This is a genomic window from Sphingomonas phyllosphaerae (genome assembly GCF_036946485.1).
GTDB lineage: Bacteria > Pseudomonadota > Alphaproteobacteria > Sphingomonadales > Sphingomonadaceae > Sphingomonas > Sphingomonas phyllosphaerae_E.
On record NZ_JAQIJA010000006.1, the window covers coordinates 504,451 to 526,322 of the forward strand.

The window sequence follows — 21,872 nt, forward strand, 5'->3', positions numbered from 1 at the left end:
AACACGTTTACCGTTCCCGGAAACCCGATTCAGGTGCGTTCCGTCGCTCGGTTCGGCGCAAGCCGCGGTCGTGTCGGGGATTGTTGCCAGTCCCTCGCCAGCCTCCTAACAGCCATGCCCATGCTGGCTGGCCTGTTATTCGCGACCCACGAAGCGGAGGATCGCTCCGGGATGCTCGCGGCCACGTTGCCGTTCGCGGCGGCGACGCTGATCGAATATCAGGCGCGGCTGCTGGTGGCGTGCGACGCGGCGCAGATCGTGGTGGTCGTCTCGCGCCTGACCCCCGAGCTGATCGGCGCGCTGGCGCGGATCGGGCGGCGCGGGGTGGCGGTGGATACCGTGCGCAGCGCCGCGGATGCGCTGGCCAAGCTGCACCCGCTGGCGCGGGTCGTGATGATCGCCGACGGGCTGGTCACCACCGAGGATGTGGTGAGCCGGATGGCGGGCGAGGCGGGCGATGCGTTGCTGGTGGTGCCGGGCGCACAGGCCGGGACGGCGTTCGAACGCGTCGGCGGCGGTGCGGCCTGGGCCGGCGTGGCGCGGATCGATGCGGGGCGCGTCGCGGATGCCGCGCGGCTGCCCGAGGATTACGACCTGCAATCGACATTGTTGCACGCCGCCGAGCAGGCGGGCGCGCGCCATGTGACGCTGCGGCTCGACAATATGGCGATGGGGCATGGCATCGAACGCCGCGCCGTCGCGCTGGAGGAACGCGGGCGCGCGGTGCTGTCGGCGTCGATGGCGGTGCGGCCGAGCTGGTTCGAGCGGCTGGTGCTCCGCCCGCTCGCGCGCATGGCGATCCCCTGGATCGCGCGCCACGGAATCGGAACCGAGGCGTGCAGCGCCGGGGCGGGTGCGGCGATGGTGGCCGGACTGGTGACGGTCGGGGCGGGTTTCACCGGCGTCGGGCTCGCGCTGGTGCTGGTGAGCGTGCTGGCGGCGGAGCTGGCCGGGGCGCTGGCGCTGTTCCGGGACGAGCCGGGGCTGCTGCGCGCGAACCGGGTCGCGATCCTGGTCGCGCCGGCGCTCGCGGTGCTGCTGCTGGCGCATGTCGTGGACGGGGCCGCGGCGACGACGACCGCGCGGCTCCTCGCGCTGCTGGCGCTGGTCGCCGGTGGCGTAGGCGAACGTGCGGCGAGCGCCGGCGGACGCCAGCCATGGTGGGGCGTGGCGCCGGCCTATCTGGCGGTGCTGACGCTGTTCGCGCTGCTGGGTACTCCGACCGCGGGGATCGCCGTGGTCGCGGGCTATGCCGTGGCGACGCTGATCGCGGCGGTGGAGCGACTTCGCTAGGCTTAGCCGTGCTTTAACGAACGTGGGATAACAGGGGAGCATGTCGGCCTCCTCTCCTCATGCCAGCGTCATGGGCGATCCTGCGCGGCTTGCGTCCTATGCGGCCGACGCCGAGCGTGCGGCGGAGCAGCGCTTGCTCGTCGCGGTCGAGGATATTTTCCTGTCGCAGCCCGGCCGACTCGACGACCGCACGCGCGCGGCGACGCTGCGGCTGGCCGAGGCGACGATCGGCGCGACCGAACAGCATCTCTGCGCCGACGCGGCGCGTGCGCTGACGGCGGCGGGGCGGCGCGAGGCGGCGGCGGTGCTGGGATCGAACCGCTCGCTGGCGTGGCCAAGGCTGCTGGATGCGGGATTGATGCGCGACACCGACCTGATCGGCGCGCTGATCGCGCAGGCGCGCGTCGACCTGCTCGACGAATCGCTGGCGGCGCATCGTGCCCCGGATGCCGGGCCGACGCTGGTGACGATGCTGATCGAGCGCGGCAATGCGGCGCAGCGCGCGGCGGCGAGCGCGTATCTGCTGGTCGACGGGATGCGGCGGATGGGTGTCGACGGCCGCCACGCGGTCCTGCCGCCGGCGGCGCAGGCGCGCATCGTCTGGTGGGTCGCCGCCGCCCTTCGTGAGCGCCTGGGCGCGCAGGGCGGCGCAGCGGCGGATGCCGCATTGTGCGAGGCGGCGCAGCAGCGGATCGCGCGCGCCACCGAGGAGCAGATGAGCGACGTCGCCGCGCGGCTGGTGCGTGCGCTCTCCCCCTCGGTCGCCGAGCGCGGTCATTTCATGATCCGCGCGCTGGAGAGCGCACGGACGCCGTTGTTCGCGGCCTTGCTGGCCGAATCGATCGGGATCGATGCCGAGGCGGCGCTGACGCTGGTGCTCGATTCGACGAGCGACCGGCTGTGGCTGGCGCTGCGGGCAGCGGGGCTGGACCGCGATGCGATCGCGCGGGCGGGGTTCCTGCTGTCCGAGGCGGATCGCGAGCGCGACCTGACGATGCTGATCGAGGTGCTCGATCCGCTGGCCGCGCTCGATCCCGAGATGGCGGCGGCGGCGATCGCGACGTTGCGACTGCCCGGCGACTTTCGCGCGGCGGTCCATGCGTTGGCGGCCCGGGCGCCGGCCGAGCGCAGCGGGGCGTGATGCGCGGGGCTTTCCACGCCTTGCTCGATGCCGAGGACCGCGTGCTGAGCGGTGACGCGTGCTTCGCCGAGTTGAACGACCGCGCCGGCGGGCGGATCGGCGCCGCATTGGCGCTGGCGGCGCTCGCACCGCTGGTGCGGATCGCGCGCGGGCTGCGCGTTCCGGTCGCGCGCACGATCGCGATCGGCGACGACGAGCGCGACGGCGACTGGCATGTCCGCGCGGTGCCCGATGCGGACGGAACGGTGGCGGTGGCCGCGACGCTGCTGCGCGAGCGTCCGGGGGCGATGCCATCGTTGACCGCCATGGTTGCGGCGGAACCGCCGGCCGATGCCGCCTGGTCGTGGGAGGTCGATGGCGGACTGCGGGTCACGCGCGTCGACGTGGCGGCGGTGGCGCGGCACGGGATCGACCCGGTTGCGGTGCTGGGGCAGCCGTTGACGACGCTGTTCGTGCTGGAGGCGCGCGGCGACGGCGCGATGCCGTTGCTGGAGGCGATGTCGAACGTGCGCGATTTCAGCGGGCAGCCGGCGGTGATCCGTGGCAGCGGCGCGCGCGTCGCGCTGGCCGGGCGGGTCCGCTATGATGCGGCGGGCGGGTTCGCGGGGTTCGTGGGCGGCGTCTATACCGGCGTCGCCGCCGGGGTCCGCGACGGGCTGACCGGTGCCTTCAACGCGCGGCTGCACCGCGTGCTGCGCGTTCCGCTCGACGCGATCATCGCCCAGGCCGAAAGCATCAGCGGCGCGCCCGAGGCGGGGATCGGGGCGCATTACCGCGACTATGCCGCCGATATCGCCAGTGCCGGGCGGCATCTGCTGGGGCTGGTCGACGATCTGGTCGACATGGAAGCAATCGAGCGCGGCGATCTGGTCGTGGCGCGCGTGGCGGTCGATCTGGCTGCTGTGGTGCGTGAGGGCGCGGGGTTACTGGCGCGCCGGGCGGCGGAGCGCGGGGTGACGATCGCACCGCTGGCCGGTAGCGGAGGCGTGGCGGCAGCATCCGGCGATTACCGGCGCATCCTGCAGATCGTGGTCAACCTGCTCGGCAACGCGATCGACTATTCGCCGGAGGGCGGGGTGGTGCGGATGCGCGTCAAGCATCGCGACGGGCAGGTGCGGTTGGTCGTGTGCGACGAGGGGCGCGGGATCGCGCCGCACGAGCAGGCGCGGATCTTCGAGAAGTTCATGCGCGGCGACGACAGTCTGCCCGGCGGCACCGGGCTGGGCCTGTATATCGCGCGGCGGCTGGCGCAGGCGATGGAGGGGACGCTGACCGTCGAGAGCGAGATCGGGCAGGGCGCCTGCTTCACGCTGGCGTTGCCCGCGGCATCAGCGCAGGCGGCGGGCCAGCAGGATGAGCAGCAGCCCGAAGATCGCTAGGCCGCTGCCGTAATCGGCCCAGATGCTGCGACCCAACATGAAGCTGGATTGCGGCCAGTTCACATAGCCCAGCCCCTGCGCGATCCATAGCGCCCCGGTCAGCGCACACATCACGCCGACGGCGGTCAGGATCGGGCGGAGCCGTGACATATGGTTTCCTTGCAACGGTGGACTGGCGCCGTCTGCCCGTCGTGGCGAGGGTAGCGAAGCGGACCAGGACGCCCTGGATTGCTTCGCTACGCTCGCAATGACGGTATCCGGCTTAGCGCTGCCCGACCGGCACGTAGCTGCGCTGCGTCGGACCGGTGTAGAGCTGACGCGGACGGCCGATCTTCTGGTCGGGATCGGTGATCATCTCGTTCCACTGCGCCACCCAGCCGACGGTGCGGGCGAGCGCGAACAGCACGGTGAACATGCTGGTCGGGAAGCCGATCGCCGACAGGATCACGCCCGAATAGAAATCGACGTTCGGGAACAGCTTCTTCTCGACGAAATACGGATCGTTGAGCGCGATCTCTTCCAGCCGCAGCGCGGTTTCGAACAGCGGGTCCTGTACGTTCAGCGCCTCGAACACCTCGCGCACCGTCTTCTGCATGACGGTCGCGCGCGGATCGTAGTTCTTGTAGACGCGGTGGCCGAAGCCCATCAGGCGGAACGGATCGTTCTTGTCCTTGGCGCGCGCGATGAACTCCGGGATGCGCTCCGGCGTGCCGATCTCGTGCAGCATGTTGAGCGCCGCCTCGTTGGCGCCGCCATGCGCCGGGCCCCACAGGCAGGCGATGCCCGCCGCGATGCACGCGAACGGGTTCGCGCCCGACGAACCGGCCAGACGGACGGTCGAGGTCGAGGCGTTCTGCTCGTGATCGGCGTGGAGGATGAAGATCCGGTCCATCGCCTTTTCGACCGCCGGGTTCACCACATAGGGCTCGGCCGGGACGCCGAAGGTCATGCGCAGGAAATTGCCGGTGTAGGACAGCGAGTTGTCGGGATAAAGGAACGGCTGCCCGACGCTGTACTTGTACGCCATCGCCGCGATCGTCGGCATCTTGGCGATCAGCCGGTGCGACGCGATCATGCGCTGCTGCGGATCGTGGATGTCGGTCGAGTCGTGGTAGAAGGCCGACAGCGCGCCGACGACGCCGCACATGATCGCCATCGGATGCGCGTCGCGACGGAAGCCGCGGAAGAATTGCGCGAGCTGCTCGTGGACCATCGTGTGGCGGGTGATCGTGCGCGAGAAGGCGTCCAGCTCGCCCTGGTCCGGCAGTTCGCCGTTGAGCAGCAGGTAGCAGACCTCCATGAAGCTGGACTGTTCGGCCAGCTCGCCGATCGGATAGCCGCGGTGGAGCAGGACGCCTTCGTCACCGTCGATATAGGTCAGCTTCGACTGGCACGACGCGGTCGAGGTGAAGCCGGGATCGTAGGTGAAGGCGCCGGTCTGGCCGTACAGCTTGCGGATGTCGACGACGTCCGGGCCGACGGAGCCCGAAAGGACCGGATAGTCGAGCTCTTTGCCCGACAGCGTGAACTTGGCGGCTTCGGTCATGATCTTCTCCTGTCAGGCCCCGGTCGGGGTCATGTGGTCCGCGATGCGGGCCAGGCTTTCCGCGCGTCCTAGAAGGACGAGTACGTCGAAGATGCCCGGCGAGGTCTTGCGGCCGGTCAGCGCGACGCGGAGCGGCTGGGCGACCTGACCGAGCTTGACGCCCGCGTCTTCGGCCACCGAACGCACCACCGCTTCGGTCGTCTCCGTATCCCAGTTGTGCACCGCGTCAAGCGCCGTGTGCAGGCGCGAGAGCAAGGCGGGTGCCTCGCCGCCGAGCAACGGCTGCGCGGCCCCTTCCACCGCGAGCGGACGCGCGGCGAAGAGGAAGGTGGTCGCCTCGGTCAACTCGTTGAGGTTCGCGGCGCGTGGCTTGAGCGACGGCATCGCCGCGCGCAGGATCGAACGCCGGGTATCGTCGTGGTCGAACTCGAGTCGCTCGGCGACCAGATCGGCCAGCCGCGCGTCGTCGGCGGCGCGGATGTAATGGCCGTTGAGATTCTCGAGCTTCTTCAGATCGAAGCGGCTCGGCGACTTGCCGACCCCGGCAAGGTCGAACCATTCGATCGCCTCGTCGCGCGAGATGATCTCGGCATCGCCATGCCCCCAGCCGAGCCGGAGCAGATAATTGTCGAGCGCTTCGGGGAGGATGCCGAGTTCGTCGCGATACGCCTCGATCCCGACCGCGCCGTGCCGCTTTGACAGTTTCGCGCCGTCGCTGCCGTGGATCAGCGGAATGTGGGCGTAGACCGGATCGGGCCAGCCGCCCTCGATCGCGTCCATCGCGCGGTAGATCGGCAATTGGCGGAAGGCGTTGTTGAGATGGTCGTCGCCGCGAATGACGTGCGTCACGCCCATGTCGTGATCGTCGACCACCACCGCGAGCATATAGGTCGGCGTGCCATCCGAGCGGAGCAGGACGAGATCGTCGAGTTCGGCATTCTGGACGGTGACGCTGCCCTGGACGCGGTCCTCGATCGTCACCGCGCCCTCGGTCGGCGCGCGCAGGCGGACGACATAGGGCTTGTCGGCGGGATAGTCGGTGCGGTCGCGCCAGGGCGAGCGGATGCGGAGCGGCTGCTTGGCGGCCTGTGCCGCGGCGCGCATCGCGTCCAGCTCCTCCTGCGTCAGATAGCAGCGATAGGCGTGGCCGTGCTCGACCATCGTCTGCGCCACCGCGGCGTGGCGATCGGCGCGTTCGAACTGATAGACCTCCTCGCCGTTCCAATCGAGCCCGAGCCAGCGCATCCCCGACAGGATCGCGTCGATTGCGGGCTGCGTCGAGCGTGCACGGTCGGTATCCTCGATCCGCAGCCGGAAGGTGCCGCCATGATGGCGCGCATACAACAGGTTGAACAGCGCGGTGCGCGCGCCGCCGATGTGAAGGAACCCCGTCGGCGACGGGGCGAAGCGGGTGACGACGGCGCGGCCGTCTTCGCTGGCGGTTTTGTCGGTTGCGCTCAAGCGCGCTTGCTCCCAGGCTGGAAATTCGAATGGCCCATTCAGCCGCGCCCGCCTCTAGCAAAGCATCGTCGGCGCTTCAAACACGTGCCGCGCATGGCATCGCTTTGATACAGGGCGCCGTCGAGCGATGGCTGGAGGCGGAGCGCGACCAGCTCGTCCTGTGGGTGCCGGTCGCGCTGGGCGCGGGTGCGGCGGCGTGGTTCGTGTTGCCCGATCCGCAGGGCTGGGCGGCGGTGTTGTTGCTGGCGCTGGCCACTTCATCGGCCGCGCTGGCGGTGGGGCGTGGCGGGCGGGCACCGGTGCTGGTGGCGGCGTTGTCGCTGGCGGTGGCGATCGGGCTGGCACTGACCTGGGCGCGCGCCGAGCGCGTCGCCGCGCCGGTGCTGGCGCGGCCGACGATCGCTTGGGTGACCGGGCGCGTCGAGCAGCTTGAGCCGCTTCCCGCGCGCCGGCTGACGCGTGTTACGCTGGCGGTGCTGGGCTGGGACGGGGCGGGTCGCGCGCCGATGCGGGTGCGGATCAACCTCGACGCGCCGATCGTGCCGTCCGGGCTGGCGCGGGGAGCGACGATCCGGGTGCGGGCGCGGCTGATGCCGCCGGCGCCGCCCGCGGTGCCCGGCGCGTATGATTTCGCGCGGGTGGCGTGGTTTGCGGGGCTGGGGGCGACGGGGCGCGGGTTTGCGCCGGTGACGATCGTCACGCCCGCTGCGCCCGCCGCGAGCGACATTCGCGCGGCGCTCACGCGGCATATCGAGACGCGGCTGGCGGGTAGCGCGGGCGGGATCGCGGCGGCGCTGGCGACCGGCGATACCGGTGCGATCGAAGAGAGCGATGCCGAGGCGATGCGGCGGGCGGGGCTGGCGCATCTGTTGTCGGTCAGTGGCTTGCACATCACCGCCGCGGTCGGGCTGGTGATGTGGCTGACGCTGCGGCTGCTCGCGCTGTCGCCGCGGCTGGCGTTGACCGGGCGGCTGCCGCTGGTCGCCGCGGCGGCAGGGGCGGTGGCGGCGATCGGTTATACCTGGCTGACCGGGGCGCAGGTGCCGACGATCCGCAGCTGCGTCGCCGCGCTGATGGTGCTGGCGGCGCTGGTGCTGGGACGCGAGGCGCTGACGTTGCGGCTGGTCGCGGCGGGGGCGGTGGTGGTGCTGCTGTGCTGGCCCGAGTCGGTGGTGGGGCCGAGCTTCCAGCTGTCGTTCGCGGCGGTGACCGCGATCATCGCCTTTCACGAGCATCCGCGGGTTCGCATGTGGTTCGCGGGGCAGGAGGAGCCGCGCTGGCGGGCGGTGTTGCGCGGGCTGGCCTCGCTGTTGCTGACCGGGCTGCTGGTCGAGCTGACGTTGATGCCGATCGCGGTCTATCACTTTCATCAGGCAGGGCTTTTTGGTGCGTTCGCCAATATCGTCGCGATCCCGCTGACCACCTTCGTGGTGATGCCGGCCGAGGCGGTGGCGTTGCTGCTCGATCTGGTCGGGGCGGGGGCGCCGGGGTGGTGGGTTGCGGATCGGGCGCTGGCATTTTTATTGTGGATTGCGAGGACGGTAGCGGGGGCGCCGGGGGCAGTGACGGCCTTGCCGGTGATGCCGCAGGCGGCGTTCGGTGCGATGGTGGCGGGCGGTCTGTGGCTGGCGATCTGGCGGACGCGGTGGCGCTACGTCGGGCTGCTGCCGGTGGTGATCGGGGCGGTGTGGACGATCGCGACGCCGGTGCCGGACCTGATCGTCACGGGGGATGGGCGGCATCTGGCGCTGCGTGGCGATGACGGTGGCGTGGCGATTTTGCGTGATCGTACAGGGGATTACGTCCGCGACCTGCTCGCCGAGGCGGGTGGGCTGGACGGCGCGCCGGCGCTGCTGAGCGGGGCGCGGGGCGCGCGGTGCAATCGCGACCTGTGCTGGATGGAGCGGCATGTCGACGGGCGCCTGTGGCGGGTGCTGGCGACGCGGAGCCTGTATCTGGTGCCGGCTAACGAGCTGATTTCGCTGTGTCGGCGTGCGGATGTGGTGATCAGCGAGCGGCGGTTGCCGCGTGGGTGCCGGGGGCGGTGGTTGACGCTCGACCGGACGACGCTGGCGCGGACCGGCGGGGTGCGGGTGACGTTCGCGACCGGCCGCGTTGCCACGGTGCGGGCGGCGGGGGACAGCCATCCGTGGGTTGTTGCCGGTCAGGATGAGACGCGGGAGGGGGCGAAAGGCGCGTCGATGTTGGCGGGAGGGTTGTCGATGTTGCCGGCGGCGGGTTCGAAAGCGACGCGCCCGTGAAGGTATCGATTGCGGCGATGCGCGATTGCCGGTGACCCGCGAGTCCGGGTGGCGAACCACACCAAGTCATTGCGAAGGTTCGCCCAACTGGGCCCCGGTGTTCGCCGGGGTGGAGTGGGAGCGTTGTGGTGCGGGGCTCGCGGATGCCCGATGTTTGCGAAGGTTGTGCAGACGCGGGTCGTTTTGACGTGGAGAGCGAAAAGAAGCGGGGCCCCGGATCACGTCCGGGGCGACGGTTTGGGGATGGTGTCCCGCACGCTACGAGTAGCGGCGGAGCAGTCCCGCGAGCTTGCCCTGCACGCGGACCTGCGCAGGAGCGTAGCGTTGCGGGTCGTAGGCGCGATTGGCGGGGTCGAGGCGGATCATCGCGCCTTCGTGGCGGAAGTACTTCAGCGTCGCCTCGCTGTCCTCGATCAGCGCCACGACGATCTCGCCGTCGCGCGCCACTTCCTGACGACGGATCAGCGCATAGTCGCCGTCGAAGATGCCGGCCTCGACCATCGAGTCGCCCGCCACCTCCAGCGCGAAATGCTCGCCCGCGCCGAGGAGCGCCGCAGGCACCGGGAGCATCGTCGAGCCTTCGAACGCCTCGATCGGGACGCCGGCCGCGATCCGGCCGTGGAGCGGGATCTCGACCACGTCGTTGGCGGGCTCTGGCATGGTGCGCTTGACCGAGGGCGGCGCGGGGCGCTTCGCCTCGGGGCCGCGTTCGGGGGCCTTGATGACCTCGAGCGCGCGGGCGCGATTGGGGAGGCGGCGGAGATAGCCGCGTTCCTCCAGCGCGCTGATGAGGCGGTGGACTCCGGACTTGCTCTTCAGCTCCAGCGCGTCCTTCATCTCCTCGAACGAGGGCGAGACGCCCGTGTCGGCGAGGCGGTCCTCGATGAAGCAGATCAGCTCGTGCTGCTTGCGCGTCAGCATGTCCGGGCGCCTTCCTAGTGAACGGATTGCGAACCTTTATGGAACATAGCGCTGTCCGTCAAGCGATCATCAGGATTTCCGCCGAGTCGCCCGCGCGTGCCTGCGGGGCGTGCGGATCGCGCACGATCAGGCAGGTCGAGCGCGCCAGCGTGCGCAGCATCGAGCTGTCCTGAATGGTCGAAGCGAAGGCGCGACCGTCGCGCAGTTCGGCGCGCAGATAGTCGGTGCGCTCGTTGTTGGCGGGCAGGTCCTCGCCCAGTAAGGCGCGGGAAACGGGCGGGAAGGGTTCGCGCGCGCCGGCGAGATGCGCGACGAGCGGGCGCACGAACAGCAGCGCGGTGACGAACGCCGACACCGGGTTGCCGGGCAGGCCGACCACCGCCATGGCGCCGCGCCGCCCGGCGAGCATCGGCTTGCCGGGGCGCAGCGCGATCCGCCAGAAATCGAGCGTCGTGCCCGCCGCAAGCAGCGCGGGGCGGACGAGATCGTGGTCGCCGACCGATGCGCCGCCGGTGGTGACGAGGACGTCGGCGTCGACGGTCGCGAACGCCTGGGTCAGCCGGTCGAGCCGGTCGGGGAGGATGCCGAGGTCGACGATCTCGACGCCGCTGCCCGCGAGCAAGGCGCGGAGCAGCAGGCGGTTGGACTCGGGGAGCGCATCGCCGGGCGTGCCGGGCTCGACCAGTTCGTCGCCCGTGGCGGCGAGCGCGACGCGAACCGGGCGCGCGACCGTGATCCGTGCGACCCCGCCGGTCGCGGCGACCGCCAGCCGCGCGGGGGTAAGCCGCTGACCTCGCTCGACGAGCACGTCGCCCTCGGCGAAATCGAGCCCGCGGCGACGGACGTTGCGGCCGGGATGCGCCGGGCCTTCGCCGTCGAGCGTGAGCGTGTCGCCGTCCCGCGCGGCTTCTTCCTGGACGAGCACGGTGTCCGCGCCCGGCGGCATCGACGCGCCGGTGAAGATCCGGACCGCCTCGCCCGCGCCGACCGTGCCGGAAAAGGGCGCACCGGCAGCGCTTTCGCCGATCACGCGGAAGGGGCCGGGCAAGTCGGCGAAGCGCAGGGCGTAGCCATCCATCGCCGAGAGATCGGTCGATGGCTGGGTGCGGCGGGCGATGACCGGGGCGGTGGCCCAGCGGCCAAGCGCCTGATCGAGCGGCACTTCGACTGTGTCGACCGGGCGGCCGAGCGCGAGGACGCGCGCCTGCGCCACGGCGACCGGGAGCAGCGTCACGGCGCGCGCCAGTCGCCGGAGCGGCCGCCGCGCTTTTCGAGCAGGCGGATGTCCTTGATCGTCATCGCTTTGTCGATTGCCTTCGCCATGTCGTAGACGGTCAGCAGCGCGGTGGAGACCGCGGTCAGCGCCTCCATCTCGACCCCGGTCTTGCCATCGGTCGCGACCGTTGCGGTGGCGGTGATGCCGTCTTCCACCGGTTCAAGATCGAGCGAGACGCGCGTGATCGGGAGCGGATGGCACAGGGGAATAAGGTCGCTGGTGCGCTTGGCGGCCATGATCCCGGCGATGCGGGCCACTGCCAGCACGTCGCCTTTCTTCACCGCGCCGTCGCGGATCGCGGTCAGCGCCGCGTCGGACATGATGATCGTGCCGGTCGCGACCGCCTCGCGACGGGTGACGGCCTTGTCGCCGACATCGACCATGTGTGCGGCACCGTCGGCGTCGAGATGGGTGAGCGTCGTCACCTAGCCGACCATCGCGCGGGTCGCGGCGGCGACGTCGGCGTGGCGCATCAGCGCTTCGCCGATCAGGAAGCAGTGCACGTCATGCGCGGCGAGTTCGTCGAGATCGGCGCGGGCCGTGAGGCCGCTTTCGGCGACGAAGGTGCAGCCGGCGGGCGCGTGCGCGATCAGCTCGTAGGTGCGGCGGAAGTCGACCGCGAAGGTGCGCAGGTCGCGGTTGTTGACCCCGATCAGACGCGTCTTGAGGCGGGCGGCGCGCTCCATCTCTTCGGCGTCGTGGACCTCGACGAGCACGTCGAGCCCCTGTTCGATCGCGGCGGCCTCGCACTCGGCCATACAGGCATCGTCGATCGCGGCGGCGATCAGCAGGATCGCGTCGGCACCGATGCTGCGCGCCTCGACGACCTGCCACGGGTCGACGGTGAAATCTTTGCGGAGCACCGGCAGGTCGCAGGCGGCGCGCGCCGCGATCAGATACTCCTCATTGCCTTGAAAATATTGCGCGTCGGTAAGCACCGACAGGCAGGTCGCGCCGCCTTCGGCATAGGCGCGGGCGTGGGCGGGCGGATCGAAGTCGGCGCGGATCAGCCCCTTGGACGGGCTGGCCTTCTTGATTTCGGCAATGAGCGCGTGGCGGCCGGCGGGGACGGTCGCGTCGAGCGCGGCGCGGAAGCCGCGCGGGGCGCTCTGCGTGGCGGCGCGCGCGGTCAGGTCGGCGAGCGAGGTCGCGGCCTTGCGCGCGGCGACCTCGCGGCGCTTGGTCGCGCAAATGTCGGCGAGGATGGTCATGACCAGGCGATCCAGCGATCGAGGAGCGTGTTGGCGTGGCCGGCGTCGATCGCCTCCGCCGCCTGCGCCGCGGCGGCGGGCAGCTCGGTCTGGCAGCCGGCGAGCACCAAAGCGGCGGCGGCGTTGAGCAGCACGGCGTCGCGGTACGCGCCGTGTTCGCCGGTGAGCAGGCGGCGGAGCGCGGCGGCGTTATAGGCCGGATCGCCGCCGCGAATCGCGATCGTCGGGTGGCGCGCGACCCCGGCATCCTCGGGGACGATCCGCGCGGGGAGCGGCACCGCCCCGACCGTCACGACGCGCGTCGGGCCGGCGCCGGAGATCTCGTCGAGCCCTTCCTCGCCCGCGACGACCGCGGCGGCGTCGCTGCCGAGCTGGTCCAGCGCCTCGGCGAAGATCGGCGCATAGTCCGGGCGCGCGATGCCGATCAGCTGGCGGGTGACATGCGCCGGATTGGCGAGCGGGCCCATCAGGTTGAAGATCGTCCGCCGCCCGATCTTGCGGCGGATCGGGGTGATGCGGCGCATCGCAGGGTGATGGTTGGCGGCGAACAGGAAGCAGATGCCCAGCTCGCGGAGCGTCGCCTCGGCCTGTGCCCCGGCGCGCTCCATGTCGAGCCCGAGCATCTCGAGCGTGTCGGCCGCGCCGGCCTTGGACGAGGCGGCGCGGTTGCCGTGCTTGGCGACCGGCACGCCGCACGCCGCGACGACGAGGCTGACCGCGGTCGAGACGTTGAGCGTGTGCTGGCCATCGCCGCCGGTGCCGCAGACGTCGATCGCATCGGCGGGGGCGGCGATCGGGATCAGCCGCTGACGCAGCGCGCGCGCGGCCTCGGCGATCTCGATGCTGGTCTCGCCGCGCTCGGCGAGGCGGATCAGGAAGTCGGCGACTGCTTCCTCGCTGGTCTTCGCGTCGAGGATGTCGGCGAACGCCTGCGCCGCCGACTCGCGCGCGAGCGGCGACGACGGATCGGGCAGCAACGCGACGGTCGTCACGCGGCGATCCGCCCCGCATGGTTGACGCCCGCGAGTCGCAGGAAATTGGCGATCAGCTCGTGGCCGTGCTCGGTGGCGATGCTCTCGGGGTGGAATTGCACGCCGTGGATCGGCAGCTCGCGGTGGCGCAGCCCCATCACCGACGCATCCCCGGCGGTGGCGTTGACGACGAGGCAGTCGGGCACGTCGGTGACGATCAGCGAGTGGTAGCGCGTTGCGGTGAACGGCGAGGGGAGGCCGGCGAACACGCCGGTGCCGTCATGCGCGACCGGGCAGGTCTTGCCGTGCATCAGCCCGCCGCGCACGACCTTGCCGCCGAAATGCTGGCCGATCGCCTGATGGCCGAGGCAGACGCCGAACAGCGGGCGACGTGCCTCCGCGCAGGCGGCGACGAGGTCGAGGCTGACCCCCGCTTCGTTGGGCGTGCAGGGACCGGGCGAGATCAGGATCGCCTGCGCCCCACTCGCCAACGCCTCGGCGGCGGTGAGCGCGTCGTTGCGGACCACGCGAACCTCTGCGCCCAGTTCCATCACGTAATGGACCAGGTTCCACGTAAAGCTGTCGTAATTGTCGACCACCAGGATCATCCGCCCGCCATAGCCGATGCGCCGCCGACCGCAACCGCCGAGCGACCCGGCACACCGAAGGAATGTTGCAACGGCGCAAAGATTCGTCATGGCAGGGCAAAGCGCCGCGCGGAGAAAAGCGCCGCTCCGCGCGTTCGCGGGACCAAGGAGAAAGACGATGCGCCGTCCGATGATCGCCCTGCTGAGTGCCGCGATGCTGGTGCTGCCGACCGGGGCCATGGCGCAGGTGCAGTCGGCGGGCGATACCGGGCGCGCGCCGCAGCGGGTGCGCAGCGTGACGCTGGAGGGCGAAGAGAAGTGCCCGGTTGCGCAGGGGGACGAAGTGGTGGTGTGCAGCCGCCTCAACCCCGAGGAACAATATCGCATTCCCAAGCAGTTGCGCGACAGCGCCGAGCCGGCGGCGAAGAATCAGGCCTGGACCAATCGCGTGGCGACCGCCGATCAGGTGAGCCGCGTCGCGGGCGGGCTGCCCGATACGTGCTCGCCGGTCGGCTCGGGCGGGCAGACCGGCTGCGCGCTGATGATGAACCGCGCGTGGGCGGCCGAGCGGCGCGCGGCGGAGAAGAACGATTCGATGATCCCCGGCGGACGGTGAACGGCGGTTCGGCAAGAAGGAGCGGGGTGCGGGATCGGGTCCGGTTTGACGGAGATGATGTTCTCGCTCCGTCAGGTAGGTTGGCATGTCGTTTGTTGATCGGCTGAAGCTCCATCTGCCGCTGATCCAGGCGCCCATGGCGGGCGTCGCGACACCCACGCTCGCGGCGCATGTGTCGGAGGCGGGCGGACTCGGGTCGATCGGCGTCGGTGCCGTCGATGCGGTCGCCGCGCGCGCGATGATCGCAGAGGTGCGGGAACGGACCGTGCGCGCGTTCAACGTCAATCTGTTCGTCCATCGCCCCGCCACGCCCGATCCGGCGCGCGAGGCGGCGTGGCTGGCATGGCTCGCGCCGGTGTTCGCGGAATATGGCGCGGTGCCGCCGAACGCCTTGCGCGAGATCTACCGGAGCTTTGCCGACGATCCCGACATGCTGGCGATGCTGCTGGAGGTCGCGCCGCCGGTGGTCAGCTTCCACTTCGGGGTGCCGGGCGCGGATGTGATCGGCGCGCTGCGGGCGCGTGGCATCTATACGATGGCGACCGCCACCAGTCTCGACGAGGCGCGGCGGATCGCGGCGGCGGGGATCGATGCGGTCGTGGCGCAGGGCATCGAGGCGGGCGGGCATCGCGGGGTGTTCGATACCGAAGCGCCGGACGATGCGCTGGGGACGGTCGCGCTGACGCGGCTGCTGGTGCGCGCGACATCGCTGCCGGTGGTCGCGGCGGGCGGGATCATGGATGGCGCGGGGATCGCCGCCGCGCTCGATCTGGGTGCGGTCGCGGCGCAGCTCGGGACGGCGTTCATCGCCTGTCCCGAGTCGGCGGCGAGCGACGGATATCGGGCGGCATTGGCGGGGGAGGGTGGGTATCACACCGTGCTCACCTCGCTGATCTCGGGCCGGCCGGCGCGGGCGCTGGCCAATCGCTTCACCGCTCTGGGTGAGCAGGTCGCGGGGCGGCGGCCCCCCGATTATCCGATCGCCTATGACGCGGGGAAGGCGCTCCATGCCGCCGCGGTGGCGAGGGGCGAGCATGGCTACGGCGCGCAATGGGCGGGGCAGGGCGCGCCGCTCGCGCGGGCGATGCCGGCGGCGGCGCTTGTCCGCACGCTCGGCGAGGAGCTGGCAGCCTGCCGGCGGTGATGGCGGGCAGGAAGAAGCGGGATCCCGGATCAAGCCCGGGATGACGTAAGGGGCTTACTGGCCGAAGTCGGGCGTCGACGCGTGCCGCACCGCTTCGCGCGCGGCGGCGAGGAGGGCGCCGGCCTTGGCCTCGCATTCGCGCTGTTCATAGGCCGGCTCGCTGTCGGCGACGATGCCCGCGCCGGACTGGACGTGGATCGTCCCGTCCTTGATCACCGCGGTGCGCAGGACGATGCACGAATCCATCGACCCGTCGGGGGAGAAATAACCGACGCCGCCGGCATAGGCGCCGCGCTTCTCGGGCTCGAGTTCGGCGATGATCTGGCAGGCGCGGACCTTGGGCGCGCCGCTGACCGTGCCGGCCGGGAAGCCTGCGAACAAAGCGTCGATCGCGTCATGCTCGGGCGCGAGCCGGCCGACGACGTTCGAGACGATGTGCATGACGTGGCTGTAGAATTCGATGCCGTAGCTGTCGGTCACCTGCACCGTGCCGGGCGAGGCGACACGCCCGACGTCGTTGCGGCCGAGGTCGAGCAGCATCAGATGTTCGGCGCGCTCCTTGGGGTCGGCGAGCAGGCTGTCGCGGTTGGCGGCGTCCTCCAGCGCGGTCTTGCCGCGCGGGCGGGTGCCGGCGATCGGCCGGATCGTGACCTCGCCGTCGCGCGCGCGGACGAGGATCTCGGGGCTCGATCCGGTGAGCGCGAAGCCGGGCAGGTCGAGATGGTAGAGGAACGGCGACGGGTTGATGCGGCGCAGTGCGCGATACAGCTCGAACGCCGGGAGCGGGAAGGGCGCGGTGAAGCGCTGCGCGAGCACGACCTGAAAGATGTCGCCGGCCGCGATATAGTCCTGCGCGCGCGCGACCATTTCCGCATAGCGACCCGGAGGGAGCGTCGGGGCGAGCGCAACCTCGGTCAGCTCGGCGCGGGCGCGCGGCGGGAGCGCGGCGGCGGCGAGGCGGGCCTCGACCGCATCAAGGCGGTCCTCGGCGGCGGCGATCTGGTCGCCCGGGGTGTGCGCGGCGTCGGGCCAGACCGGCGCGACGAGGAACAATTCGTCGGCGAGCCGGTCGAACATCAGGATGACGGTCGGGCGCACGAACATCAGGTCGGGAAGGCCGAGCGCATCCTGTTCGGGCTGCGGGAGTTTTTCGACCAGCCCGATCGTCTCGTAACCGAAATAGCCAACGAGGCACGCCAGCGCGCGCGGCAGTTCGGGCGGCAGGTCCATGCGGATCGAGGCGACGAGGTCGCGCAATGCCGCCAGCGTCGGCGCGGCGCAGGGCGCGAAGGCGTCGCGATCCTCCAGCCAGCGCGGGTTGATTTCGGCGCGGTCGCCTTGCGCGCGCAGCACGAGATCGGGGGCGAGGCCGATCATCGAGTGGCGACCGCGCACTGCGCCGCCCTCGACCGATTCGAGCAGGAAGTCGCCGCGGCCGGGCTCGATCAGCTTGAGCGCGGCGGCGACCGGTGTCTCGGTGTCGGCGATCCGCCGCCGCCAGACGAGCGCCGGGCGGCCGGCGGCAAGCGCCGCGGCCGCCGCTTCGGGGGCGTCACTGTCCGGCGTCGCCACCGACGAGGTCCTTCTTCAGCTGGGCGATCGCGTCGGGGTAGCGCTTGGCGCCCTGCGCGGCGGCGACGGCGTTGGCGAATTGCTGTGCATATTCGCCGCCGATCGCGCGGCCGAGATCGGCGCGGGCCGCCTGGATCGCGGCGGGCTGCTTGCTGGCGTCGCCGGGTACGATCTGCTCGACGCGCAGCACCAGCCAGCCGCGCCCGTCGGGCGCCTGGATCGCGCGCGCGCTGCCCTGCTTCATCCCGAACATCATCGCGAGCACCGGGTTCACCTGCCCCTGATTGGCGGTGATCTGCGCGCGGGTCGCCTCGACGCGCTCGACCGGTGCCTTGACGCCCGCCTGTGCGACGGCCGCGGCGAGCGGGGTGCCGGCGTTGACCTTGGCGACGATCGCGTTGGCGGCGGCCTGCGCGGCGCGGCGCGCGCGATCGGCGGTGAGATCGGCGACCACCTTCGCGCGCGCCTGGGCGAGCGGGATCGGGGTGGCGGGGACGATGCGGTCGAGCGCGGCGATCGCGAAGCCGCCGTCCTGCCCGATGCCGACCGTCGTCGGCGTGTCGCCGTCCTCGGCCGCGAAGCCGGCGGCGATCACCGGGGCGAGCGTCGCGTCGGGCTGCGCCTGCGGCTGATCGGGGTTGATGCCGCTCGACAGCACCGCCGGGGTGGCCTGGACGTTGAGCTTCTGGTCGCGCGCGACCTCGGCGATGTTGGCGTTGTCGGCCAGCGCATCCTCGACCGCGTCGCGGATCTTGCCGATCGCGTCGTTCGCCTTCTGCTTGGTCAGCGCGGCGACGATCTCCGGGCGGGCCTGCGCCAGCGTCTTGCCGGGGTCCTGCGTGACCTTCTCGACGCGCGCGACGACGAAGCCGATCGCACCGCGCACCGGGCCGACGACATTGCCCTGCGCGGCGGCGAACAGCGCGGCGGCGACCGCGGGCGAGGTCTGGGTGGCGAGCGCGGATTGCTCGACCGCGGTGATCGTGCGCGCTTCCAGCCCGGCGGCGCGCGCGGCGGTGGCGAGCGGGGTGCCGGCCTTGACCTTGTCGGCGAGCGCCTGCGCAGCCTTCTGGTCGAGCACGGTCGCCAGCGTCACGTCGCGGAGCGGCTTGGGGGCGTATTTCGCCTTGTCGGCGTCATAGGCCTTCTGGATCTCGGCGTCGCTGGGCACCGCCTGCGCGGCGACCTGCTGCGGGGTGACCAAAGCGTAGCGGATCACGCGGCGCTCGGGCGTGGTGTAGCGCGCGACGTTGCGCTTGTACCAATCCTGCACTTCGGCGTCGGTCGGCGCGGGGCCGGACACGCTGGCGGGAATCAGCGCCGCCTGACCGGCGCGGCGTTCGAGCAGTAACGAGGCGTATTGCAGGGCGAGGCGTTGCGGCACCTGGCTGGCGCCGACCGTCGGCACGATCAGGAACTGCGCCATCGTCTCGCGCGCAATCTCGCGCTGGACCTGCGCATCGGTCATCCCGCGCTGCGCGATCAGGCGGAGATACGCCTGCTGGTCGAACTGGCCGGTCGCGCCCGCGAAGGCCGGGATTGCCTTCAGCTCGCTGCCGACCAACGCGCGGCTGACGCGCATTCCCTGTTCCTCACCGAACGTCTCCAGCGCCAGCCCGGTCAGCGAGCGGGTGATGAGGCTCTCCACGCCGCCGGCGCGGACGAAGGTCGCCATGTCGAGATCGGGCTGCTGCTGGCGGGCGCTGCGGATCTCGTCCTGCGCGCGGCGGCGGATGTCGTCCGCGGTGACCTTCTCGCCGTCGACCGCCGCCAGCGGGTGGCCGAGAATACCCCCGCCGCTCGCCAGACCGGTGACGTCACCGGCCGCGAACGCCAGTGCGATCACGATCAGGATGCCGAAGGTGACGATCATGCCGACCTTCGAATGGATGATGCCGCGGAGGAAGCTGAGCATGGAAGAGGCAGACCGGGACAGGAGTGAAGCTCGCCGCTTTAGGCACAGGTCCGGCTGGCATCAAGCCGCGCGGTCGTATAACAGGTTTAACAACTCAACGGGGAGACACGATCGTGCGGCGCAAGCTGGTGGCGGGCAACTGGAAGATGAACGGCGATCTGGCGTTGCTGGCGGAGCTGGATGCGGTGGCGGCGGCGGCGGCGCGCTTGCCCGAGGTCGACGTGGCGGTGGCGGTGCCGGCGACGCTGATCGCGCCGGCCGCGCAGCGCGTGCCCGGGCTGGCGATCGGGGCGGAGGATGTGCACGAGGCGGAGAGCGGTGCCTATACCGGCAGCGTCTCGGCGGCGATGGTGCGCGAAGCGGGCGCGCGCTTCACGATCGTCGGCCATTCCGAGCGACGCGAGTATCAGAACGAGACGAGTCAGGACGCGTGGGCGAAGGCGGCGGCGGCGCATCGCCACGGGCTGTCGGTGATCCTGTGCTGTGGCGAGACGGGGGCGGAGCGCGACGCGGGGCGGGCCGAGCGCGTGGTGCAGGCGCAGATCGAGAAGTCGTTGCCCGAGAAGGCGCATGGCGACTGGCTGACGATCGCCTACGAACCGCGCTGGGCGATCGGGAGCGGGCGGACGCCGACGCTTGAGGAGATCGCGGCGATCCACGCGATCGCGCGGGCCAAGATGCGGCAGCTGATCGGCGATGCGGCGGACGGGGTGCGGATCTTGTACGGCGGGTCGGTGACCGGCGACAACGCGCGCGCGATCATGGCGGTGCCGGATGTCGATGGTGCGCTGGTCGGCGGGGCGAGTTTGAGCGCGGCGAAGTTCGTGCCGATTATCGAGGCGGCGGTCGGATAAGGCACCGTCGCCCCTGCGGAGGCAGGGGCCTATGACTGTTTCGTGCTTTGGGCGGTTTGACACAGGGGTGATGGTCCGTGTGTCAGAAGTTTCGCGGCACGATGCAGACATGGGCCCCTGCCTGCGCAGGGGTGACGGGACTTGGGGCTGGCGCGTGCCTCCCTCCACGTCGCCCCGGACTTGATCCGGGGCCCCGCTTCTTCTTGACGGTCGGGCAGGACGAAGCGGGATCCCGGATCACGTCCGGGATGACGTGGTCGATCAGCCGAACCTTTTCTTCAGCAGCGCCCATGTTGCGCGCAGGCCATAGGCTTCGCCGCCCTTCGGGCGCCCCGGACGCGCCGATGGACGCCATGCGAAGGTGTCGAGATGCGCCCATGGCAGGTTGGCGGGCACGAAGCGGCGGAGGAACAAGGCCGCGGTGATCGAACCCGCGAAGCCGCCGTCGGGGGCGTTGACCATGTCGGCCACGTCCGACTTGAGCATGTCGTCATAGCCGTCCCATAGCGGCAGTCGCCACAGCGGATCGTGGACCGTCGTCCCGGACGCGAGCAACTCGGTCGCGAGGGTTTCGTCCTGCACGAAGGTCGCGGGCAGGTCCGGCCCGAGCGCGACGCGTGCCGCGCCGGTGAGCGTCGCGAAGTCGATCAGCAGGTCGGGCGCGCCCTCGACCGCTCTGGTCAGCGCGTCGCCGAGGATCAGCCGGCCTTCGGCATCGGTGTTGGTGTTCTCGACCGTCAGCCCCTTGCGCGTCGTCAGCACGTCGCCGGGGCGGAAGGCGTTGCCGGCGATGGCATTTTCGACGGCGGGGATCAGCAGGTGGAGCCGCACCCTGAGCCGCGCCTGCATCACCAGCGCGGCGAGCGCGAGCGCGTGCGCGGCGCCGCCCATGTCCTTCTTCATCAGCCGCATTCCCGCCGACGGCTTGATGTCCAGCCCGCCCGAATCGAAACAGACGCCCTTGCCGACCAGTGCGACGCGCGGCGCAGACGGATCGCCCCATTCGAGTTCGATGAGCCGTGGCGCGCGGTCCTTGCTCGCCGCCTGTCCGACCGCGTGGATCATCGGATAGCCGGTGGCGAGCGCGTCGCCGCGCGTCACGGTGACGGTCGCGCCATGCTGTGCGGCAAGCGCGTCGGCCTCCGCCTCCAGCTCGGCGGGGCCGAGGTCGCTCGCGCCGGTGTCGACCAGATCGCGGACGCGCGCGATGGCGGCGGCGAGGCGGACGGTCTCGTCGATCGCGGCGACGTCGGCGGTGAGCAGCACGCGCGGCGCGGCGGGTTCGACCTTGCGATAGCGGGTGAAGCGATGCTGGGCGAGCAGCCAGCCGAGCCCCGCCGCGCCGGTCGCGCCGCCGTCGGCGAGGCGGTACGTGCCTTCCGGGAGCGTGTCGGCGAGCGAGGCGATCCGCCACGGCGAGTCGAGCGGCTCGTCGCAGACCAGCAGCATCGCCCAGTCGTCCGCCGCCTCGCCGGGCAGGATCGCGCGATTGCCGGCGCGCCCGGTGACCTTGTTGGCGGTGATCGCGGTGCGGACGCGGATCGGCTGCCCGGCCAGCCAGTCGGCGAAGCGGTCGGGGTGGACGACGTGGATGTCGCGGGCGGGCTGGCCGCGATCGGGCTGGAGCAGGGCGCTAAAGTCGGTCATCGCGGGACCAAAGCAGGACTTGGGGCGGGGCGCAACGCGCGCGGTTCCCTTGAACGGCGCACCATCCTACATCGCGC

General features: G+C 71.2%; 19 protein-coding genes. 7 read left to right on the top strand and 12 right to left on the bottom strand.

Annotated features, from left to right (window positions below; genetic code table 11):
- Positions 1-114: 114 nt before the first annotated feature.
- The 3 genes from PGN16_RS18115 (at position 115) to PGN16_RS18125 (ending at position 3,813) form a co-directional block, all read left to right on the top strand.
- The gene (locus PGN16_RS18115; RefSeq protein ID WP_335310754.1) at positions 115-1,293 is read left to right on the top strand and encodes a hypothetical protein; all 1,179 of its coding nucleotides are present in this window, start codon (positions 115-117) and stop codon (positions 1,291-1,293) included.
- A 70-nt stretch (positions 1,294-1,363) separates the two neighbouring features.
- The gene (locus PGN16_RS18120) at positions 1,364-2,434 is read left to right on the top strand and encodes a DUF2336 domain-containing protein (protein ID WP_335310755.1); all 1,071 of its coding nucleotides are present in this window, start codon (positions 1,364-1,366) and stop codon (positions 2,432-2,434) included.
- Positions 2,434-3,813 (top strand): sensor histidine kinase, encoded by a 1,380-nt coding sequence (locus PGN16_RS18125; RefSeq protein WP_335310756.1) that lies wholly within the window; start codon positions 2,434-2,436, stop codon positions 3,811-3,813. Before PGN16_RS18120 ends, PGN16_RS18125 begins: the two co-directional genes overlap by 1 nt.
- Here the strand turns inward: PGN16_RS18125 and PGN16_RS18130 are convergent.
- The 3 genes from PGN16_RS18130 to gltX form a co-directional block, all read right to left on the bottom strand.
- Positions 3,763-3,963, bottom strand: coding sequence for a hypothetical protein (locus PGN16_RS18130; RefSeq protein WP_335310757.1), 201 nt, complete (start codon positions 3,961-3,963; stop codon positions 3,763-3,765). The genes PGN16_RS18125 and PGN16_RS18130 overlap by 51 nt on opposite strands.
- 112 nt (positions 3,964-4,075) lie before the next feature.
- Complete coding sequence (gene gltA / locus PGN16_RS18135) at positions 4,076-5,359, bottom strand: citrate synthase (protein WP_335310758.1); 1,284 nt, start codon at positions 5,357-5,359, stop codon at positions 4,076-4,078.
- Positions 5,360-5,371: 12 nt separating this feature from the next.
- Positions 5,372-6,820 (bottom strand): glutamate--tRNA ligase, encoded by a 1,449-nt coding sequence (gene gltX / locus PGN16_RS18140; protein WP_335310759.1) that lies wholly within the window; start codon positions 6,818-6,820, stop codon positions 5,372-5,374.
- Positions 6,821-6,849: 29 nt separating this feature from the next.
- Here gltX and PGN16_RS18145 point away from each other — a divergent pair, with 29 nt between their 5' ends.
- The gene (locus PGN16_RS18145; RefSeq protein WP_443019680.1) at positions 6,850-9,081 is read left to right on the top strand and encodes a ComEC/Rec2 family competence protein; all 2,232 of its coding nucleotides are present in this window, start codon (positions 6,850-6,852) and stop codon (positions 9,079-9,081) included.
- A 258-nt stretch (positions 9,082-9,339) separates the two neighbouring features.
- Here PGN16_RS18145 and lexA read toward each other — a convergent pair whose 3' ends face one another.
- From lexA to PGN16_RS18175, 6 genes are read right to left on the bottom strand one after another with little or no spacing between them, the layout of a single operon-like run.
- Positions 9,340-10,002 carry a transcriptional repressor LexA gene (gene lexA / locus PGN16_RS18150; RefSeq protein WP_159757719.1) on the bottom strand — a complete coding sequence of 221 codons (663 nt, stop codon included), beginning with the start codon at positions 10,000-10,002 and terminating at the stop codon, positions 9,340-9,342.
- Positions 10,003-10,060: 58 nt separating this feature from the next.
- On the bottom strand, positions 10,061-11,236 hold the full coding sequence (locus tag PGN16_RS18155) for a molybdopterin molybdotransferase MoeA (protein WP_335310761.1): 1,176 nt from the start codon (positions 11,234-11,236) through the stop codon (positions 10,061-10,063).
- The gene (moaC, locus tag PGN16_RS18160) at positions 11,233-11,703 is read right to left on the bottom strand and encodes a cyclic pyranopterin monophosphate synthase MoaC (RefSeq protein ID WP_335310762.1); all 471 of its coding nucleotides are present in this window, start codon (positions 11,701-11,703) and stop codon (positions 11,233-11,235) included. The genes PGN16_RS18155 and moaC overlap by 4 nt, the downstream gene beginning before the upstream one ends.
- A complete protein-coding gene (trpC, locus tag PGN16_RS18165) occupies positions 11,704-12,489 on the bottom strand; it encodes an indole-3-glycerol phosphate synthase TrpC (protein WP_335310763.1) in 786 nt (261 codons plus the stop codon).
- A complete protein-coding gene (trpD, locus tag PGN16_RS18170; protein ID WP_335310764.1) occupies positions 12,486-13,481 on the bottom strand; it encodes an anthranilate phosphoribosyltransferase in 996 nt (331 codons plus the stop codon). The genes trpC and trpD overlap by 4 nt, the downstream gene beginning before the upstream one ends.
- A complete protein-coding gene (locus PGN16_RS18175) occupies positions 13,478-14,068 on the bottom strand; it encodes an anthranilate synthase component II (RefSeq protein WP_335310765.1) in 591 nt (196 codons plus the stop codon). Before PGN16_RS18175 ends, trpD begins: the two co-directional genes overlap by 4 nt.
- Positions 14,069-14,225: 157 nt before the next feature.
- Here PGN16_RS18175 and PGN16_RS18180 point away from each other — a divergent pair, with 157 nt between their 5' ends.
- Both PGN16_RS18180 and PGN16_RS18185 read left to right on the top strand, forming a co-directional pair.
- Positions 14,226-14,663, top strand: a complete 438-nt coding sequence (locus tag PGN16_RS18180; RefSeq protein WP_335310766.1) for a hypothetical protein — start codon at positions 14,226-14,228, stop codon at positions 14,661-14,663.
- Between the two features lie 85 nt (positions 14,664-14,748).
- Positions 14,749-15,807, top strand: coding sequence for an NAD(P)H-dependent flavin oxidoreductase (locus PGN16_RS18185; protein WP_335310767.1), 1,059 nt, complete (start codon positions 14,749-14,751; stop codon positions 15,805-15,807).
- A gap of 54 nt (positions 15,808-15,861) precedes the next feature.
- Here PGN16_RS18185 and PGN16_RS18190 read toward each other — a convergent pair whose 3' ends face one another.
- Together PGN16_RS18190 and PGN16_RS18195 are read right to left on the bottom strand one after the other, a co-directional pair.
- Complete coding sequence (locus PGN16_RS18190) at positions 15,862-17,379, bottom strand: anthranilate synthase component I family protein (protein ID WP_335310768.1); 1,518 nt, start codon at positions 17,377-17,379, stop codon at positions 15,862-15,864.
- Positions 17,360-19,294 (bottom strand): peptidylprolyl isomerase, encoded by a 1,935-nt coding sequence (locus PGN16_RS18195; protein ID WP_335310769.1) that lies wholly within the window; start codon positions 19,292-19,294, stop codon positions 17,360-17,362. The genes PGN16_RS18190 and PGN16_RS18195 overlap by 20 nt, the downstream gene beginning before the upstream one ends.
- 110 nt (positions 19,295-19,404) lie before the next feature.
- Between PGN16_RS18195 and tpiA the strand changes: the two genes are divergently transcribed.
- Positions 19,405-20,148 carry a triose-phosphate isomerase gene (tpiA, locus tag PGN16_RS18200; RefSeq protein WP_335310983.1) on the top strand — a complete coding sequence of 248 codons (744 nt, stop codon included), beginning with the start codon at positions 19,405-19,407 and terminating at the stop codon, positions 20,146-20,148.
- 261 nt (positions 20,149-20,409) lie between these two features.
- Here tpiA and PGN16_RS18205 read toward each other — a convergent pair whose 3' ends face one another.
- Positions 20,410-21,795, bottom strand: coding sequence for a leucyl aminopeptidase family protein (locus PGN16_RS18205; RefSeq protein WP_335310770.1), 1,386 nt, complete (start codon positions 21,793-21,795; stop codon positions 20,410-20,412).
- Between the last annotated feature and the right edge of the window lie 77 nt (positions 21,796-21,872).

Bases quoted from the DNA above. Each gene is read 5' to 3' on its own strand.
- PGN16_RS18115 (WP_335310754.1), top strand. From the start codon at position 115: ATGCCCATGCTGGCTGGCCTGTTATTCGCGACCCACGAAGCGGAGGAT.
- PGN16_RS18120 (WP_335310755.1), top strand. From the start codon at position 1,364: ATGGGCGATCCTGCGCGGCTTGCGTCCTATGCGGCCGACGCCGAGCGT.
- PGN16_RS18125 (WP_335310756.1), top strand. From the start codon at position 2,434: ATGCGCGGGGCTTTCCACGCCTTGCTCGATGCCGAGGACCGCGTGCTG.
- PGN16_RS18130 (WP_335310757.1), bottom strand. From the start codon at position 3,963: ATGTCACGGCTCCGCCCGATCCTGACCGCCGTCGGCGTGATGTGTGCG.
- gltA (WP_335310758.1), bottom strand. From the start codon at position 5,359: ATGACCGAAGCCGCCAAGTTCACGCTGTCGGGCAAAGAGCTCGACTAT.
- PGN16_RS18145 (WP_443019680.1), top strand. From the start codon at position 6,850: ATGGCCCATTCAGCCGCGCCCGCCTCTAGCAAAGCATCGTCGGCGCTT.
- lexA (WP_159757719.1), bottom strand. From the start codon at position 10,002: ATGCTGACGCGCAAGCAGCACGAGCTGATCTGCTTCATCGAGGACCGC.
- trpC (WP_335310763.1), bottom strand. From the start codon at position 12,489: ATGACCATCCTCGCCGACATTTGCGCGACCAAGCGCCGCGAGGTCGCC.
- PGN16_RS18175 (WP_335310765.1), bottom strand. From the start codon at position 14,068: ATGATCCTGGTGGTCGACAATTACGACAGCTTTACGTGGAACCTGGTC.
- PGN16_RS18180 (WP_335310766.1), top strand. From the start codon at position 14,226: ATGCGCCGTCCGATGATCGCCCTGCTGAGTGCCGCGATGCTGGTGCTG.
- PGN16_RS18185 (WP_335310767.1), top strand. From the start codon at position 14,749: ATGTCGTTTGTTGATCGGCTGAAGCTCCATCTGCCGCTGATCCAGGCG.
- PGN16_RS18195 (WP_335310769.1), bottom strand. From the start codon at position 19,294: ATGCTCAGCTTCCTCCGCGGCATCATCCATTCGAAGGTCGGCATGATC.
- PGN16_RS18205 (WP_335310770.1), bottom strand. From the start codon at position 21,795: ATGACCGACTTTAGCGCCCTGCTCCAGCCCGATCGCGGCCAGCCCGCC.